The organism is Pseudogemmatithrix spongiicola (genome assembly GCF_030623445.1).
Classification (GTDB): domain Bacteria; phylum Gemmatimonadota; class Gemmatimonadetes; order Gemmatimonadales; family Gemmatimonadaceae; genus Pseudogemmatithrix; species Pseudogemmatithrix spongiicola.
Genome location: NZ_CP130613.1, coordinates 2,601,683 through 2,616,401, shown reverse-complemented (window position 1 = coordinate 2,616,401; position 14,719 = coordinate 2,601,683). Strand labels below are relative to the sequence as shown.

Annotated in this window: 18 protein-coding genes and 1 riboswitch; of the genes, 11 read left to right on the top strand and 7 right to left on the bottom strand. The window is 69.4% G+C overall.

The annotated features are described in order from the left end of the window. The first annotated feature begins 11 nt into the window (after positions 1-11). Positions 12-716 (top strand): DsbA family protein, encoded by a 705-nt coding sequence (locus tag Strain318_RS12110; RefSeq protein ID WP_367885954.1) that lies wholly within the window; start codon positions 12-14, stop codon positions 714-716. 141 nt (positions 717-857) lie between these two features. On the opposite strand, the gene acs is transcribed toward Strain318_RS12110, so the two are convergent. Beyond that, positions 858-2,822 carry an acetate--CoA ligase gene (gene acs, locus Strain318_RS12105; protein WP_367885953.1) on the bottom strand — a complete coding sequence of 655 codons (1,965 nt, stop codon included), beginning with the start codon at positions 2,820-2,822 and terminating at the stop codon, positions 858-860. 368 nt (positions 2,823-3,190) lie between these two features. Then, a riboswitch (cyclic di-GMP riboswitch) is annotated at positions 3,191-3,270 on the top strand. 88 nt (positions 3,271-3,358) lie between these two features. On the opposite strand from acs, the gene Strain318_RS12100 reads away from it, so the two are divergent. The 6 genes from Strain318_RS12100 to Strain318_RS12075 all read left to right on the top strand — a co-directional run bounded on the left by Strain318_RS12100 (position 3,359) and on the right by Strain318_RS12075 (position 6,527). Further along, a complete protein-coding gene (locus Strain318_RS12100; protein ID WP_367885952.1) occupies positions 3,359-3,691 on the top strand; it encodes an STAS domain-containing protein in 333 nt (110 codons plus the stop codon). 75 nt (positions 3,692-3,766) lie between these two features. Then, positions 3,767-4,465, top strand: coding sequence for a heme ABC exporter ATP-binding protein CcmA (gene ccmA / locus Strain318_RS12095; protein WP_367885951.1), 699 nt, complete (start codon positions 3,767-3,769; stop codon positions 4,463-4,465). Then, the gene (locus Strain318_RS12090) at positions 4,462-5,151 is read left to right on the top strand and encodes a heme exporter protein CcmB (RefSeq protein ID WP_367885950.1); all 690 of its coding nucleotides are present in this window, start codon (positions 4,462-4,464) and stop codon (positions 5,149-5,151) included. The genes ccmA and Strain318_RS12090 overlap by 4 nt, the downstream gene beginning before the upstream one ends. A gap of 4 nt (positions 5,152-5,155) precedes the next feature. Further along, on the top strand, positions 5,156-5,854 hold the full coding sequence (gene ccsA / locus Strain318_RS12085) for a cytochrome c biogenesis protein CcsA (protein WP_367885949.1): 699 nt from the start codon (positions 5,156-5,158) through the stop codon (positions 5,852-5,854). Continuing rightward, entirely contained in the window at positions 5,854-5,988 is a 135-nt protein-coding gene (locus tag Strain318_RS12080) for a hypothetical protein (RefSeq protein WP_367885948.1), read from the top strand. The genes ccsA and Strain318_RS12080 overlap by 1 nt, the downstream gene beginning before the upstream one ends. After that, a complete protein-coding gene (locus Strain318_RS12075) occupies positions 5,988-6,527 on the top strand; it encodes an inorganic diphosphatase (RefSeq protein ID WP_437436326.1) in 540 nt (179 codons plus the stop codon). The genes Strain318_RS12080 and Strain318_RS12075 overlap by 1 nt, the downstream gene beginning before the upstream one ends. A gap of 19 nt (positions 6,528-6,546) precedes the next feature. On the opposite strand, the gene Strain318_RS12070 is transcribed toward Strain318_RS12075, so the two are convergent. Genes Strain318_RS12070 through Strain318_RS12055 form a run of 4 tightly spaced genes read right to left on the bottom strand, consistent with a single transcriptional unit; the run spans position 6,547 to position 8,841 of the window. Then, positions 6,547-7,236, bottom strand: a complete 690-nt coding sequence (locus Strain318_RS12070) for a DUF1707 SHOCT-like domain-containing protein (protein ID WP_367885946.1) — start codon at positions 7,234-7,236, stop codon at positions 6,547-6,549. Positions 7,237-7,285: 49 nt separating this feature from the next. Continuing rightward, positions 7,286-7,771, bottom strand: a complete 486-nt coding sequence (locus Strain318_RS12065; RefSeq protein WP_367885945.1) for a flavin reductase family protein — start codon at positions 7,769-7,771, stop codon at positions 7,286-7,288. Between the two features lie 3 nt (positions 7,772-7,774). Continuing rightward, complete coding sequence (locus Strain318_RS12060; RefSeq protein WP_367885944.1) at positions 7,775-8,521, bottom strand: DUF92 domain-containing protein; 747 nt, start codon at positions 8,519-8,521, stop codon at positions 7,775-7,777. A gap of 38 nt (positions 8,522-8,559) precedes the next feature. Further along, entirely contained in the window at positions 8,560-8,841 is a 282-nt protein-coding gene (locus tag Strain318_RS12055; RefSeq protein ID WP_367885943.1) for a zf-HC2 domain-containing protein, read from the bottom strand. An 85-nt stretch (positions 8,842-8,926) separates the two neighbouring features. Here Strain318_RS12055 and Strain318_RS12050 point away from each other — a divergent pair, with 85 nt between their 5' ends. From Strain318_RS12050 to Strain318_RS12040, 3 genes are all read left to right on the top strand, one after another. After that, positions 8,927-9,547: a hypothetical protein gene (locus Strain318_RS12050; RefSeq protein WP_367885942.1), complete on the top strand. Its 621-nt coding sequence runs from the start codon at positions 8,927-8,929 to the stop codon at positions 9,545-9,547. 1 nt (position 9,548) lies between these two features. Continuing rightward, positions 9,549-10,733, top strand: coding sequence for a M24 family metallopeptidase (locus Strain318_RS12045; protein WP_367885941.1), 1,185 nt, complete (start codon positions 9,549-9,551; stop codon positions 10,731-10,733). Between the two features lie 326 nt (positions 10,734-11,059). Then, on the top strand, positions 11,060-12,007 hold the full coding sequence (locus Strain318_RS12040; RefSeq protein ID WP_367887918.1) for an IS110 family RNA-guided transposase: 948 nt from the start codon (positions 11,060-11,062) through the stop codon (positions 12,005-12,007). A gap of 41 nt (positions 12,008-12,048) precedes the next feature. Here Strain318_RS12040 and Strain318_RS12035 read toward each other — a convergent pair whose 3' ends face one another. Together Strain318_RS12035 and Strain318_RS12030 are read right to left on the bottom strand one after the other, a co-directional pair. After that, on the bottom strand, positions 12,049-12,927 hold the full coding sequence (locus Strain318_RS12035) for a heme o synthase (protein ID WP_367885940.1): 879 nt from the start codon (positions 12,925-12,927) through the stop codon (positions 12,049-12,051). An 8-nt stretch (positions 12,928-12,935) separates the two neighbouring features. After that, the gene (locus tag Strain318_RS12030) at positions 12,936-13,190 is read right to left on the bottom strand and encodes a hypothetical protein (RefSeq protein ID WP_367885939.1); all 255 of its coding nucleotides are present in this window, start codon (positions 13,188-13,190) and stop codon (positions 12,936-12,938) included. A gap of 64 nt (positions 13,191-13,254) precedes the next feature. Between Strain318_RS12030 and Strain318_RS12025 the strand changes: the two genes are divergently transcribed. Next, positions 13,255-14,610: an APC family permease gene (locus Strain318_RS12025; RefSeq protein WP_367885938.1), complete on the top strand. Its 1,356-nt coding sequence runs from the start codon at positions 13,255-13,257 to the stop codon at positions 14,608-14,610. The last annotated feature ends 109 nt before the right edge of the window (positions 14,611-14,719 follow it).

Below are 14,719 nucleotides of genomic sequence, written 5' to 3'. Positions count from 1 at the left end.
GGAGAGATCCAGTGGCCCGTAAGTCGTCCGGTTCCAAGAACTCATTTGGCGCGATCGTCGCCGTCGTCGCCGTGGTCGGTGTCGCCGCCATCGGGTACGTCGTGTCGCGCCCGCGCGCCGTCCAGCAGATCGACCCCGCCAGCCTGCCGCGGGTCGCGGCCGCCGGCATCCTCAAGGGCAATCCGAACGCGCCCGTGCAGGTGATCGAGTTCGCCGACTTCGAGTGCCCGGCCTGCGGCAACTTCGCCATGGTGACGGCGCCGGACGTCATGAAGCGCCTCGTCGAGACCGGGCAGGTCGCGTTCCGCTTCTATGACCTGCCGCTCGAGATGCACCGCAACGCCGTGCCCGCGCACAACGCGGCGCACTGCGCCAACGAGCAGGGTCGCTTCTGGGAGATGGCCGACCTGATCTTCGCCGGCCAGTTCGACTGGAACACACAGGCCTCGCGCAACCCGAAGCGCATCTTCCAGGGCTACGCCGACCGCCTCGGCCTCGATGTCGACAAGTGGAGCGAGTGCGTGGACTCCGGCCGCATGTTGCCGCAGATCTTCGCGAACCGCGAGGAAGCCGGCCGCTATCGCGTGCGCTCGACGCCGACCTTCGTGATCGGCGGGCAGGTCGTCGAGGGCTCGATTCCGTACGACGAGTTCAAGCGCTACGTGGACGCCGCGCTCGCGCAGGCGACCACCATGGCCCAGCCGCCGCGGAACTAACGGCAACAGCGGTCACCACGAAGTCACGAAGGGCCTCGCGACGATCGTTCGGGCCCGCGACCCCAAGAAGCATTGCTTCTTGGGCGTCGCGGGCCCGAAAGTCTATTGCGGCTCCCTTCGTACCTTCGTGGTGAACGCCGTTCAGCCTTCGTCCTTCTCGTACTGTTCCTTCAACGCCGCGACTACGTTCGGATCCGCGAGCGTCGTCGTGTCCCCCAGCGCCCGCCCCTCGGCGATGTCGCGCAGCAGGCGCCGCATGATCTTCCCCGAGCGGGTCTTGGGCAGGTCCGCCGAGAAGAGCACGTCATCCGGCCGCGCCAACGCGCCGATCTTCTTCGCCACGAACTCGCGGAGATCGTCGCGCAGCTCGGAGCTCTTGTGGAAGCCGTCGCGCAGCGTGACGAACGCGCAGACCGCCTGGCCCTTGAGCTCGTGGGCCTTGCCCACCACCGCCGCCTCGGCCACTGCGGGATGCTCGACCAGCGCCGATTCGACTTCCATGGTACCGATCCGGTGCCCCGCGACGTTCAGGACGTCGTCCACGCGGCCGAGCAGCCAGAAGAAACCATCGGCATCGAGCTTCGCGCCGTCGCCGGCAAAGTAGAGGTCGGGCCGCCCCGCCCACTTCGAGAAGTAGGTCTCCACGTAGCGCGCGTCATCGCCCCAGATCGTGCGCAGCATCGACGGCCAGGGCTTGGTCAATACGAGCAAGCCGCCGCCGCTGGTGAGCTCGTTCGCCTGCGCGTCCATCAGCTTTGCCGAATACCCGGGCAGCGGCTGCGTCGCCGAACCCGGCTTGGTGGCCGTGAGCCCGGGCAGCGGCGAGATGACGATCGAACCGGTCTCGGTCTGCCACCAGGTGTCCACCACCGGGCAACGGTTGCCGCCGATGTGCTCCTGGTACCACATCCAGGCTTCAGGGTTGATGGGCTCGCCGACGGAGCCGAGGAGGCGCAGCGTCGAGAGGTCGTGCCGCCGCGGATGCTCCACGCCCCACTTCATGAACGCTCGGATCGCGGTCGGCGCCGTGTAGAAGACCGTAACGCCGTGCCGTGCGATGATGCTCCAGAAGCGATCGCGCTCGGGCCAGTCGGGCGCGCCTTCGTACATCACGCAGGTCGCGCCGTTGGCGAGCGGGCCGTAGACGAGGTACGTGTGCCCCGTGATCCAGCCCACGTCGGCGGTGCACCAGAAGACGTCTTCTTCCTTGAGGTCGAAGACCATCTTGGTCGAGCTCGCCGCACCGGTGAGGTACCCCCCCGTCGTGTGCACGATGCCCTTCGGCTTCCCGGTCGTGCCCGACGTATAGAGGATGAAGAGCACGTCCTCGGCGTCCATCGGCTCCGGCGCGCACTGGTCGTTGGCATGCTGCATCAGCCGGTGATACCAGTGGTCGCGGCCTTCCTTCATGTCCACGTGCGCTTCCGTGATCGGCCCCGACGTGCGCCGCTGCACGACCACCACGTGCTTGACGGTCGGGCATTCCTCCAGCGCCTTGTCCGTGTTGCGCTTCAACGGCACGATCTGCCCGCGGCGGTAGCCGCCGTCGGCGGTGATGACGACCTTGGCCTGCGCGTCGTTCATGCGGTCGCGCAGCGACTCGGGCGAGAAGCCGCCGAAGACGACGGAATGGATGGCCCCGATGCGCGCACAGGCGAGCATCGCGATGGCTGCCTCGGGCACCAGCGGAAGATAGATCCCCACGCGGTCGCCCTTCTGCACGCCGAGTCCCTTGAGGACGTTGGCGAAGGTTCGCACCTCGCGCGCGAGCTCCCAGTACGTGAGCGTGCGGCGGTCGCCGGGTTCGCCTTCCCACACGATGGCGGCCTTGTTGCGGCGCGCCCCGTCGAGATGCCGGTCGAGGCAGTTCGCACTGACGTTGAGCTGCCCGCCGAGGAACCACTGCGCGTGCGGCGGCTGCCAGTCGAGCACGCGGTCCCAAGGCTTCGTCCATCGCAGCGTCGCCGCCTGCTCGGCCCAGTACTGGATGAAATCGGCGTCGGCGGCGTCGTGGAGGCGGCGGTCGTTGATGTGAGCCTGCGCAGCGAAGGCCGGCGGCGGCGGGAACGAGCGGGTCTCAACGAGGAGGTCGCGGATCTCGGTCATGGGTCAATCCTAACGCGACACGTCCGCCGGTACACCGGTTTCGTCGCGTTCCGTCTGTGCCCCGGAAGGGCGACAGCCACGAAGACACGGAGCCACGAAGGAAGTGGTCGGGTGCGCGGGTGCGGTCCCAGTCAAAGCCTGGTCGTGAGGATCTGCCAGCCTTCGTGTCTTCGTGCCTTCGTGGTGAAGGCAGTTCTGTCGTAAATATCGACACCGACGCGTATTTTGCCAGAAGTGCCGCGCCCTGCACGAAAAACCGAAGAAATCACGATGTGATACCACGATAAGTCGAGTAAGGACAGCAACTTACGAATCGCACAATCTGGCACGCATCTCGCCATTCCATGTCTGTGGCGTGCAGTTCGCCACACCGACAAGAGCAAACCCGTCGCGAGGCGGGGACGCAAAGCCAGGAGTCTCGGATTCTCGAGATCGTCCGGTTGCCGAAGTGACCGCATCGCAGGACCCAGACGCGGGGACAACGGGAGCAACGAAGGTCGGGTGGTGGGCACGCCTCTCACTTGGAGGACGCTGCAATGACCGCATCACCCACCTTGGCCACGGACGTGGACCGCATGGCTCCCCTCGCTTGTCCGCCCCATCTCACCACCGAGACTCGCGTTGAGTTCCGCACCGAAGCGCTGCAGGCGCTCGACGCGGCGTTCGCCGCCGGGGCCGCGAGCGTAGAGCTCGACTTCTCGGCCGTCGTCGACATCGACGCCAGCGGGCTGGGTGTCCTCGTGCTCCTTCAGAAGCGCGCGCGCGAGCGCGGCATGCGTGTGCGGCTCCATGCCGTGCCGAGCGCCGTCGAGCGCCTCTTCGATGAGACACGGATGGGACCGCTGTTCGACATCGAGCGCACGGGCTGATTGGGCGGCGCCGTCCCGTCGGGACGGCGCCGCGGGTAACTTTCCGAGGATGCCGCTCGCCTCGGACCGCAAGTCGTGACCCCGCTGCTCGAAGCCCGCCGCCTCGTGCGCGCCTTCGGGACGCGCCAGGCCGTCAACGACGTCTCCTTCGGCATCGCGGCCGGTGAGGCCCTCGCGCTCTTCGGTCCGAACGGGGCCGGCAAGACGACGCTCCTGCGGCTGCTCGCCGGCCTGCTCAAGCCCAACAGCGGGTCGGCGGCCATCGCCGGCGCCGCGCTCCCGGCCCCCCATGCCCGGGCCCGCGTCGGACTGATCTCGCACCGCACCATGCTCTACGACACGCTGACCGCGCGCGAGAACGTGCGCTTCGCGGCACAGCTGCACGGCGTGCCGGATGCCGAGTCGGTGACGCAGCACGCCCTCGAGCAGCTGCGCGTCGCGGACCGCGCCGACGTGCCCGTCCGGGCGCTCTCGCGCGGCCTGCAGCAGCGCGTCGCCATCGCCCGCGCCATCGTGCATGGGCCGGACGTGCTGCTCGCCGACGAGCCCTACACCGGCCTCGATGAACAGGGCGCGAGCGCCCTCACCGGATTGCTGCTCGAGCGCCGCAGCGCCGGTGCCGCGCTGGTCGTCGTCACCCATGCGCTCAGCGAGGGCCTTGCCGTCGCGTCGCACGCCGCCGTCATGCGGGCCGGCAGCTTTGTCCGCCACGAGCCCACGCAGGGGCTCGACGTCGCACGCTACGCCGCCGAATACCGGGAGCTCTTCGCATGAACCGACCCCCCGGCCTGCTCGGCGCCGCCTGGCTGATCGCCCGCAAGGACCTCGCCATCGAGTTCCGCTCGCGCTCGGCGTTCCTCTCGGCGTTGGTGCTCTCGCTGCTCTCGCTGGTGATCTTCTACTTCGCCTGGGATCCCACCGCCGTGGCCGCCGTGGACGTCGCGCCTGGCATCCTCTGGGTGACGTTTACGTTTTCCGGCCTCCTCGGCCTGCACCGCAGCTTCGGGGTCGAGGCGCAGGAACGCGCGATGGACGCGCTGCTCGTCGCGCCGGTCGCGCGCGAGTCCATCTTCCTCGGCAAGGCGCTGGCGAACTTCGCGTTCGTGCTGGGAGTTCAAGTGGTGGCGCTGCCTGCGCTGGCGCTGTTCTACAACCTGCCGCTCTCGGTGGTCGTCGGTCCGCTGGCGCTGGCGATGCTCCTCGCGGCCATCGGACTCACCTGCGTCGGGACGCTGTTCGCCGGCATTACGTCCAACACGCGCATGGCCGAGCTGCTGCTGCCGGTGCTCGCGCTGCCGTTCTTCGTCCCGATCGTGCTCCCGGCGGCGCAGGTCACCGCCAAGCTGCTCGCGGGACGCCCCGTGGACGAGTCGCTGGGCTGGTTCCGTATCCTGCTCGCCTTCGACCTCGTCTTCCTGTACGCCTGCATGCTGACGTTCCCGTTCACGCTCGAAGACTGACCTGATGACTGCTCCCGCTTCCGTACGCCCCCGCCGCGGCATCGACTGGCTGATGGTCGCCGCCGTCGCGCTCATGACCGCGGCCTTCGTGCGCGCCATCTACTTCACGCCGCCTGACCGCCTGCAGGGCATGGCGCAGAAGATCTTCTACGTGCACCTGCCGTCGGCGTGGGTGGCGTTCCTCGCCTTCGGCCTGACGGCGATCGCCGGCGGGGTGTGGCTCTTCATCAAGGACCCGCGCCTAGATCGCTTCGCGGAGTCCTCGGCCGAAGTCGGCGTGATCTTCACCACCGGCGTCCTCGTCTCCGGGCCGCTCTGGGGCAAGCCGATCTGGGGCGCCTGGTGGGTCTGGGACGCCCGCCTCACGCTGACGCTGTTTCTCTGGTTCCTCTACCTCGGCTACCTCGTGCTGCGCGGCGCCGTCGATGATCGCCAGGCCCGGGCGCGGTACAGCGCCGTCGTGGGCATCCTCGGCGCGCTGCTGATCCCGTTCATCCATCTCAGCGTCTACCTCTTCCGCACGCAGCACCCGACGCCGATCGTGGCCAATCCGACCGGCATCCAGATGCCGGCGGTGATGATCACGACGCTCTTCCTGGCGCTCGGGGCGTTCACGGTGCTCTACATGGCACTGGTGCGCCAGCGCATGGCGCTCGCCGCGGAACGCGACGCGCTGCTCGACGCTACCACCGCGGAGTCCTGATGCCAGAGAACGCGATCTATTACCAAGTGGCGTACGGCGCGCTCATCGCCATGTTCGTCGGCTACGCCCTCTCGATCCGCCTCCGTCGCGCCGCCGTCGCCCGCAAGCGCGAGGCGATGGAGCGCGCACGGTGATCCATCCCTGGAAGGACCTGCCGCCGGGCCGTCAGGCGCCGGAAGTCGTCACCGCGGTGATCGAGATCCCGCAGGGCGCGCGCAACAAGTACGAGCTCGACAAGGAGTCGGGACTCTTCCGGCTCGACCGCGTGCTCTACTCGGCGGTGCACTATCCTGGCGACTACGGGCTCATCCCGCGCACGCTGCACGAGGACAACGACCCGCTCGACGTGCTCGTGATGATCAAGGAGCCGACCTTCACGGGCTGCCTGATCGACGTGCGGCCGGTCGGCGTGCTCAAGATGCTCGACAAGGGCGAGCCGGACGACAAGATTCTCGCCGTGCCCGTCGACGACCCGATGCACGGTGAGTACTTCGACATCGCCGACCTCCCCGGGCACTATCTCCGCGAGATCGAGCACTTCTTCGCGATCTACAAGGACCTCGAGGGCAAGCGCGTCGAGGTCGTCGGCTGGGGCAAGAGCGATGAGGCCATGCGCATCATCGACGAGAGCATCGTCCGCTACGCCGACGCGTACCTCTCGCAGGGACCGTAGGACCGGCCCCCGCAGCGGCTCACTCGCCGCTGCCGAGCCACTGCCGCATCTGCGCGCGGAATGAACTCTCGCCCTCGCGGCGCGGTACCTTCGTCACCACGGTGATGCCCCCCATCATCGTGCTCCCCGTCACGCGGATGGTCGGCGCACCCGGCACGCCGGCCTTCGATTTGTCGGACACGGAGCCCATGAACGTCGAGCAGTCGACGTCCGCCGGGAGTCCGGGGGGCAGGATCACCTTCAGCTCGCCCATGATGACGTCGACGTAGATGTCGACGCCCTCGGCGGGGATCGGGGCTTCGCGGAAGTCGAGCACGAGGCTGCCCATGATCGTGTTCGCCACGATGACCGGCGTCGGCGACCACGCGCCCTCCTTGCGGATCTCGCTCATGAACGCCGCGTAGCGCTTCTCGCCGGGTCCGAGCCCGCCCTGATGGCGCCGGCCGCTGCGCAGCTGGCCGTCGCTCGGCGACATGGGCGCCGGACGCGGAGCCGGCGGCGCGACGTTCGGCACGGGCACCGGCACTTCGCCGAGTCGCGCGACCTGGATCGCCGGCAGGCCGTCGAGCACCGTGAGGAGTTGCGTACGATCGGCCGACTTGTACACGCGCTCGAGCCGCGCTTCCAGCTCGCCCGTCGTGAGTTGGTCGCGCGCGTACGCGGCGCAGAGCTTCTGGACGACGTCTTCGCGTTCGAGCTCGAGGGTCATGGCCGAAAACTACGCGGCGCGGCGGCCCTGCGTTACAGGCCGGCGGCGCTCAGGGCTCGAGCCGTCGATACGCCCCGCGATAGTAGAGCAGGGGATTCCCCTCGCGCAGCTCGGCCGCGCGCACTTCGGCGACGAGGATCGTGTGATCGCCGGCCGGATGCCGCGCCGTCACCGCGCACTCGAGCGAGGCCAGGGTGCCGCCGAGCAGCGCGACGCCGGTCTCGCCTCGCGTGAGGTCCACGCCCTCGAAGCGGTCGATCTCGCGCTCGGCGAAGCGCCGCGAGAGCGCCTCCTGCCCCTCGGCGAGGATGTTCACGGCAAACGTCTCGCAGTGCTCGAGCACCGGCGCGACCGACGCGCCGTTGTCGATGCAGACGAGGATCATCGGCGGGGTGAGCGAGAGCGACGAGAAGGCGCTCACGGTCATGCCGAAATCATGGCCGTCGCGGTCGCGCGCGGTCACGATGGTGACGCCGGAAGCAAAGCGCGCCAGCGAGGCGCGGAAGGTCGTGGGATCGAGGGTCACGTGCTGCATAGCTTAAGGAATCAAGAAGAAGATTGCCGCCGTTGCCCCGATGAACGTCGCGCAGAGGTTGACGGTGTCATTGGTCATCCAGCGCCAGCCGCGGCCGTGTTCGGTGGCGACGCCGCAGTCATGCGTGGCGCGTTCCGTCCATCGGGCACAGCGGGCGCAGCGGCGTTTCGCCTGGACGGTGGCGCCGAGCAGGCTATCGCCGAGGCCGCCGACGATGCCGGCCCCGGTGATGGCCATGAGCACCGCCGGCGTGGCGAGCTGCAAGGCGACCGCCGCACCCGCGACGGCCAACGCGCCCGCCGCGCCGCCGATGGTTCCCGGCCACGTCACGCCGCCGGACAGGCCCGGTTCCATCGGGCCGCCGCCGATGATGCTGCGCGGTGCTCGGCCCACGAGCAGGCCGATCTCCGTAGCCCACGTATCCGCGGCCGCTGCGGCGAGTGCCCCGAGCGCGGCGACGCTGCACCACGCGGTGCCACTCAGCGTCGCGGCGAGAGCGGCAATCGCGTACACGCCGCCGTTGGCTACGACCTGCGTCGCCGTGCGCGCGCTGGTCGCGGGTAACGTCGCCGCCGTGCGCGCGTGCTTGGCCGCCGCCCCGACTCGCGTGAGCGCGCTGGACGCCACGAACCAGCCGATGAGCAGCACGGCCCACGCCCAGCCGGCCGCAGCGCTTGTCGCGCCGACGAGCACGGCCGCGATCGCACCGCTCTTCGAGAGTGCGTGGGCGCGGCAGGCGAGGCTCGCCACCACCGCGGCGGCCAGGAGCCCGACCAGCCCGCGAAGGATCAGGGTCGCGGTCCGCGCGGGTCGCGCGTCTCGTGCATCAACGTGATGGCGCGCTCGCGCAGCGTGGCCGGCGCGCGTTCGGAGGCACCGACGCGGCGCATCGCGCGGCGGTACGCCCGCGCCGCCGCCATCACGTGCCGGCACGCCGCGCAGCGTGCCGCGTGCGCTTCCACCCGAGCCACCGTCACGGCGTCGGCCTCCTGCGCGACCACGTCATCGACATGGGCGCGGATCGCAGTGCAGTCTGCAGTAGGGTCGGTCGGGGGGAGCGTGTCTTGCATCGATCGTCGTGCTGGGAGTGCCACGGACACTCACTCAACCATTAAGTTCCGCCACGGTTCCCAGTAAGACTCCTACCCCCAGGCCGTGTCCGCAACCGTCGATCCCCTCGTTCCGCTGGCGCTCCTGGAAGCGGTCCGCACCGTCGACCTCCCCGATGAGGAACTCGAGACGGAGTTCGTCGAGGAGCTGCGCATCAAGCGCTTCGGCCTGAGCGATACCGTGCATGCGCAGATCCGGCGGTACCACGAGGCCGTGAAGCGCGGCCAGCGGCCAACCGAGGACGAGGCGGCGGGCATCGCGCGCCTCATTGGGCGCCGACCGGACGCCGAGGCGGTCTTCCGCGAGGCCGGTCGCAACGTCGCGCGCCGGACGTACCAGCGCGTGCCCGCCCTCACCAAGAAGCTCACGCACCTGCTGCCGTCATTGCTCGCGCGGCCGCTGGCGCTGGCGCAGATCCGCAAGATCGGCCAGCGCTACCTCGGCGGCGACGTGCGGCGCGTCGGGGCGTCCATCCACCTCGACGTGAAGTCCTCGGTCACCCTCGACGCGGCCGCAAAGCAGGTCGGCTGCACCTTCTACGAAGCGGCGCTGCGCGAACTCATGCAGCAGCTCGTCGATGGCGTCGGGGCCGTGGAGCATGTGCGCTGCGCCTCCCGCGGCGAGGGCACCTGCGAATGGCGCGCCCAATGGCGCGCGGTGCGCTGACATGCTGAGCACCTCGACGCTGCCCCAGCTGCAGGCTGCGCTGCGCGACGCCAAGCTCGACGGCTGGCTCGTCTACGACTTCCGCGGGCTGAATCCCGTCGCCGCCGGCGTGCTCGGCATCCGCGGCATGGTGACGCGCCGCATCTTCGCGTGGATTCCCGCCGAAGGCACGCCACAGGCCATCCAGCATGCCATCGAGCCCGGCCCGTGGGCGCAGTGGCCCGCCGCCTGGCCCGCGCACGTGTACTCGGCGTGGCGCGACCTCGAGGCGCTGCTGCCCACGCTGGTGAAGGGCAAGCGCATTGCGATGGAGTACGCCGCGGGCGATGCCGTGCCGGTGGTGGACCGCGTGCCGGCCGGCGTCATTGAACTCGTGCGCGCCGCCGGCGCGGAGATCGTCTCGAGCGGCGAGCTCGTCACGCAGTTCTTCGCTGTGTGGACCGAGGCCGAGACGCAGTCGCATCGGGAGCACGCGGAGTTGCTGCGGGGGTTCGCGCACGCGGCCTTTGCCCGCGTCGGCGCCGCGATCGCCGCCGGCACGCCCATCCACGAGCACGAGGTGATGGCCTGGCTGCAGCAGCAGTTCGCCGCGCATGGCCTGTTCACCGACCATGGTCCGAACGTCTCGGCCAGCGAGAACGCGGCGAACCCGCACTATGAGCCCAGCGCGCAGCACGCGCGGCGCATCGTGAAGGGTGATGTACTGCTGATCGACCTCTGGGCCACCAAGCAGCAGCCTGGCGGCATGTGGGCGGACCAGACCTACATGGCCGTGGTGGGCGAGCCGACGCCGAAGCAGCGCGAGGTGTGGGCGGCCATCCGCGATGCCCGCGATGCGGCGATTGCGCTGCTCTCCACGAAGCTCGCGGCCGGCGAGTCGGTGCAGGGTCGCGAGGCCGATGCGGCCGCGCGGGCGGTGATCGTCGAACGCGGCTATGGCCAGTACTTCACGCACCGCACCGGCCATTCCATAGATGCGCGCGGCTTGCACGGGATGGGGCCGAACCTCGACGACCTCGAGACCAGGGACGAGCGGCGGTTGATTCAGGGCGTCGGGTTTTCGATCGAGCCGGGCATCTACATCCCGGGCGAGTTCGGCATGCGCACCGAGGTCAACGCCTACGTGAGCCCCACGGGGCTCGTCGTGACGCCGGTCGAGTATCAGCGTGAGCTCGTCATCATCTAAGGACGTTCACCACGAAGGCACGAAGGGAGCCGCCGCGATCGTACGGCCCCGCAACCCCGAAGAAGCGTTGCTTCTTGGAGTCGCGGGGCCGTGAGTTTATCGCGGGACCCTTCGTGCCTTCTATGTCGATTCGACGGTATGTTCGTGGGACAAGGGTGCGGGGCGAGCCCGGTCGTGCCTCGGTTCGTGAAGACCGCCACGGAGCAGGGGCCGCGCCCACCCATCACGATTGCCGAGAGCCCGGACGGTTGGGTGGTGCCCACGCCCGACGTGGAGCCCGCATGCGGAAGGCCGGTGCCGGCGGCGATCCCCACGCGGAGGTCCGGATGTTTGTCGGCATCGATGTGGCGAAGGCGACCGTCGTGGTCGCGCTCCATCCGAGCGGCGAGACGTGGACGACGGGCACGAGCGCCAAGGAGTTGCGCGCGCTCGCGCGGCGCCTCGCGGCGCTGCGGCCTGCGCACGTCGTGCTCGAGCCCACCGGCGGCTACGAGCTCCCCGTGCTGATGGCCCTCGGCGCGCAGGCCCTGCCGGTGAGCCTCGTCGCGCCGGCGCGCGTGCGCGAGTACGCGCGCTCGCACGGGCAGTTCGCGAAGACCGACGTGCTCGACGCGCGGATGCTCGCGCGCTTCGCGGCCGAGCGGCCCGTGCAGGCCGTCACGCTCCCCGACGCCGCGCACCGCACCCTGATGCAGCTCGTCGCCCGCCGGCGCCAGCTCGACGAGATGCTCGTCGCCGAGCGGCTGCGCCTCGACCAGCAGCGGCTCTTCCCCGACTCGCCCGTCGTCGCCGACATCGAGGAGACGATCGCGTTCCTCGAGGCGAAGGGGCGCGACCTCGACCGGCAGCTCCAGGCCCACATCGCCGCGCACCCGCAGTGGCGCGAGACGGCCGCGCTGCTGCGCAGCGTCCCCGGGATCGGCCCCGTGACGGTCGCGACGCTGCTCGCGTTCCTGCCCGAGCTCGGGACGCTCTCGCGCCGCGAGATCGCCGCCCTGGTCGGCGTCGCGCCGCTCGCGCAGGACAGTGGCGCCTGGCACGGCCGGCGGCACATCCGCGGCGGTCGCGCCGACGTCCGCCGCGTGCTCTACATGGCCGCGCTCACGGCGGCGCACCACAATCCCGCGCTCAAGGCCTTCTACGCGCGGCTGCGCGCGCGCGGCAAGACGACGAAGCAGGCGCTCACCGCCTGCAGCCGCAAGCTCATCGTCGTCTGCAACACGATCCTCAAAACGAAGCAGCCGTGGCAGGCCCCGAGGCCCGCCACGGCATAACTCCTCACCTTCGAGACACGGTTGCTTCGTGGTGAACGCAGTTACGCGAACACCCGCCGATCGATCGCCATCGCGAGGAACAGCAACGCGAGATAGAGCAGGGAATAACCGTACACCCACCACGACGGCTTCACGCGGGCCTCGGGCGTCGCGGCGGCGCGCACCTTCCACACACCCCACAGCAGCAGCCCGCCGAGGACGAGGGCGCTCACGAGGTAGATGGGCCCGAAGGCACCGAACGCCACCGGCAGCACCGTGAGACCGACCAGCAGCACCGAGTACCACCACATCTGCGCGATGGTCTCCTCCTCGCCCCACACCAGCGGCGCCATCGGCACGCCGGCGTTGCCATAGTCGCGCTGCTTGTTGAGCGCCAAGGCCCAGAAGTGCGGGGGCGTCCAATAGAACACGATCAGGAACAGCAGCCAGGCCGTGAGGTCGAGCTGGCCCGCCACGGCCGCCCAGCCCACCAGTGGCGGGAAGGCGCCGGCCGCACCGCCGATCACGATGTTCTGCGGCGAGCTGCGCTTGAGCCAGCGCGTGTAGATGAAGACGTAGAAATAGAAGCCCGCCAAGGCCAGCGCCGCCGTGAGCACGTTCACGTACACGGCCAGCATCCACGTCGCGGCGGTCGCAATGCCCACGCCGAAGGCCAGCACCGCCGTGGCATGCATGCGCCCGCTCGGGATCGGCCGCAACTTCGTGCGGGCCATCACGTCATCGATGTCGCGGTCGATGTACATGTTGACCGCATTCGCGCCGCCGGCCATCAGGTAGCCGCCCAGCATCACCAACAGCACCGTCAGCACACTCGGGACGCCCGCGACGTACATCGGGGCCACCGTGGTCACGAGCAGCAGCGAGATGATGCGCGGCTTCGTGAGGGCGATCAGGTCCTTGGCGAGCGGCGCGTCGGCCATCACCGCGCTCACAGCCGGATCTCGCGCGACGTCGGATCGATCTGGATCTCGATCCTCGGCGGCCGCGTGGCCTCGGCCCACGCGAGGTACAGCACCGCGACCAGCGCCAGTGCGGGGGCCCAGGCGAACACCCGCTCCACGAGCGGGACGCCGGCGGCCGAGCGCCGCCAGGCCCGCTGCGTCGAGCGCAGGATGCCGACCTGCCCCGCCACGACGGCGAGGACGGCGGACCAGAAGAGGGCGGTGGCGAGGGCGCTGGGCATATTCCGACAAGAATTATCGCCTGTTCCACTCCCCGTTGGCAGTGGCCGCGCGTAGCTTCGCGGGATGGCAAACAGCACTGCGCCGCAGCAGACACCGTCGCCGACGCTGGCTCGCAGCATCGGGCTCTGGAGTGCGATGGCCGTCGTCATCGGGTCGACCATCGGCTCCGGCATCTTCCGCTCCCCGGCCGGCATCGCCGACAAACTGCCCGGTCCCCTGCCCATGCTCATGGCGTGGGTGGCCGGCGGTATCTTCGCCATCTGCGGCGCGCTCACCATCGCCGAGCTCGCCAGCGCGATCCCGAAAACCGGTGGCATCTACGTCTTCCTCAAGGAAGGCTGGAGCGACCGCACGGCGTTCACGTTCGGCTGGTCGCAGTTCGCGATGATCCGCGCCTCGTCGCTGGGCGGCATCTCGATTACCTGCGCCGAGTACTTCTTCCGCGTCATGGGCTGGGACTTGGGCGACCCGATGCCGGTGCGCTACACCGCGGCGGGGGCGATCCTGCTCACCGCCTTCTTCAATATCCGCGGTGCGAAGATCGGTGCGGCGTTCACCAACTTCACGGTGCTGGCCAAGTACGGCGGCCTGCTGTTCATCGTGATCGTGGCGTTCGCCTGGGGGGTGCCGAACAACGGCGTGGCGCACTACACGCCCATGCTGCCGCCCGGCAGCCTGAGCATCAGCGCCTTCGGGCTGGCGTTGGTGAGCACGCTGTGGGCCTTCGACGGCTGGGCCGACGTGTCGAACAACGCCGGCGAGATCCGGGACCCGCAGAAGAACCTGCCCAAGGCGCTGATCGGCGGCACCCTGCTCGTGATGGCCATCTACCTCGCGGCGAATCTCGCGTACCTGAGCGTCCTGACGATCGACGAGATGCGGGTCAGCCGGCTGGTCGCCGCCGACGTGGCGCAGCGGGTCATCGGTCCCGCCGGCGTGGTGTTCGTGTCCGTGACGGTCATGATCTCGACCTTCGGCACCCTGAACGCCGTGCTGTTCACCAGTCCGCGGATCTTCTTCGCCATGGCGGCGGACGGGCTGTTCTTCAAGCCCGTGGCCGCGGTGCACCCCACCTGGGGCACGCCGTGGGTGGCGATCGCGATGACCGCCACGCTGGGCGCGATCTTCGTCCTCACGCGCAGCTTCGAACAGCTCGCGGATGCGTTCGTGACGGCCTTCCTCCCGTTCTACTTCCTGGCCGTCGCCTCGATCTTCCGGCTCCGCAAGCGCGCGGATTACCAGCCGACCTTCCGGGTGCCGCTCTACCCCGTGGTGCCGCTGCTCTTCATGGCGGCGGTCCTCTACTTGCTGGCGAATGCGCTGATTGCCGAGTCCAGCCGCTGGCAGACCGCGGGCGTCCTGGGCGTCTGCCTCGTGGGCATTCCGATGTATCACCTGACAGTCGGGCGCAAGAGATAACGGTTCCGTAACCGTCCCGGACCGCCGTTGACCCAGGTGCGGCGGCCCGGCGAGGTTTTCGTTACATTTTCCCAGGTTGTACCGCCGCCCCCCACGGCTTGTCTCGGCC

What these genes read in the sequence shown, in the direction of transcription:
- acs (WP_367885953.1), bottom strand. Translation starts at nt 2,822, where the DNA reads ATGACCGAGATCCGCGACCTCCTCGTTGAGACCCGCTCGTTCCCGCCG.
- Strain318_RS12100 (WP_367885952.1), top strand. Translation starts at nt 3,359, where the DNA reads ATGACCGCATCACCCACCTTGGCCACGGACGTGGACCGCATGGCTCCC.
- Strain318_RS12090 (WP_367885950.1), top strand. Translation starts at nt 4,462, where the DNA reads ATGAACCGACCCCCCGGCCTGCTCGGCGCCGCCTGGCTGATCGCCCGC.
- ccsA (WP_367885949.1), top strand. Translation starts at nt 5,156, where the DNA reads ATGACTGCTCCCGCTTCCGTACGCCCCCGCCGCGGCATCGACTGGCTG.
- Strain318_RS12080 (WP_367885948.1), top strand. Translation starts at nt 5,854, where the DNA reads ATGCCAGAGAACGCGATCTATTACCAAGTGGCGTACGGCGCGCTCATC.
- Strain318_RS12070 (WP_367885946.1), bottom strand. Translation starts at nt 7,236, where the DNA reads ATGACCCTCGAGCTCGAACGCGAAGACGTCGTCCAGAAGCTCTGCGCC.
- Strain318_RS12065 (WP_367885945.1), bottom strand. Translation starts at nt 7,771, where the DNA reads ATGCAGCACGTGACCCTCGATCCCACGACCTTCCGCGCCTCGCTGGCG.
- Strain318_RS12055 (WP_367885943.1), bottom strand. Translation starts at nt 8,841, where the DNA reads ATGCAAGACACGCTCCCCCCGACCGACCCTACTGCAGACTGCACTGCG.
- Strain318_RS12045 (WP_367885941.1), top strand. Translation starts at nt 9,549, where the DNA reads ATGCTGAGCACCTCGACGCTGCCCCAGCTGCAGGCTGCGCTGCGCGAC.
- Strain318_RS12040 (WP_367887918.1), top strand. Translation starts at nt 11,060, where the DNA reads ATGTTTGTCGGCATCGATGTGGCGAAGGCGACCGTCGTGGTCGCGCTC.
- Strain318_RS12035 (WP_367885940.1), bottom strand. Translation starts at nt 12,927, where the DNA reads ATGGCCGACGCGCCGCTCGCCAAGGACCTGATCGCCCTCACGAAGCCG.
- Strain318_RS12030 (WP_367885939.1), bottom strand. Translation starts at nt 13,190, where the DNA reads ATGCCCAGCGCCCTCGCCACCGCCCTCTTCTGGTCCGCCGTCCTCGCC.
- Strain318_RS12025 (WP_367885938.1), top strand. Translation starts at nt 13,255, where the DNA reads ATGGCAAACAGCACTGCGCCGCAGCAGACACCGTCGCCGACGCTGGCT.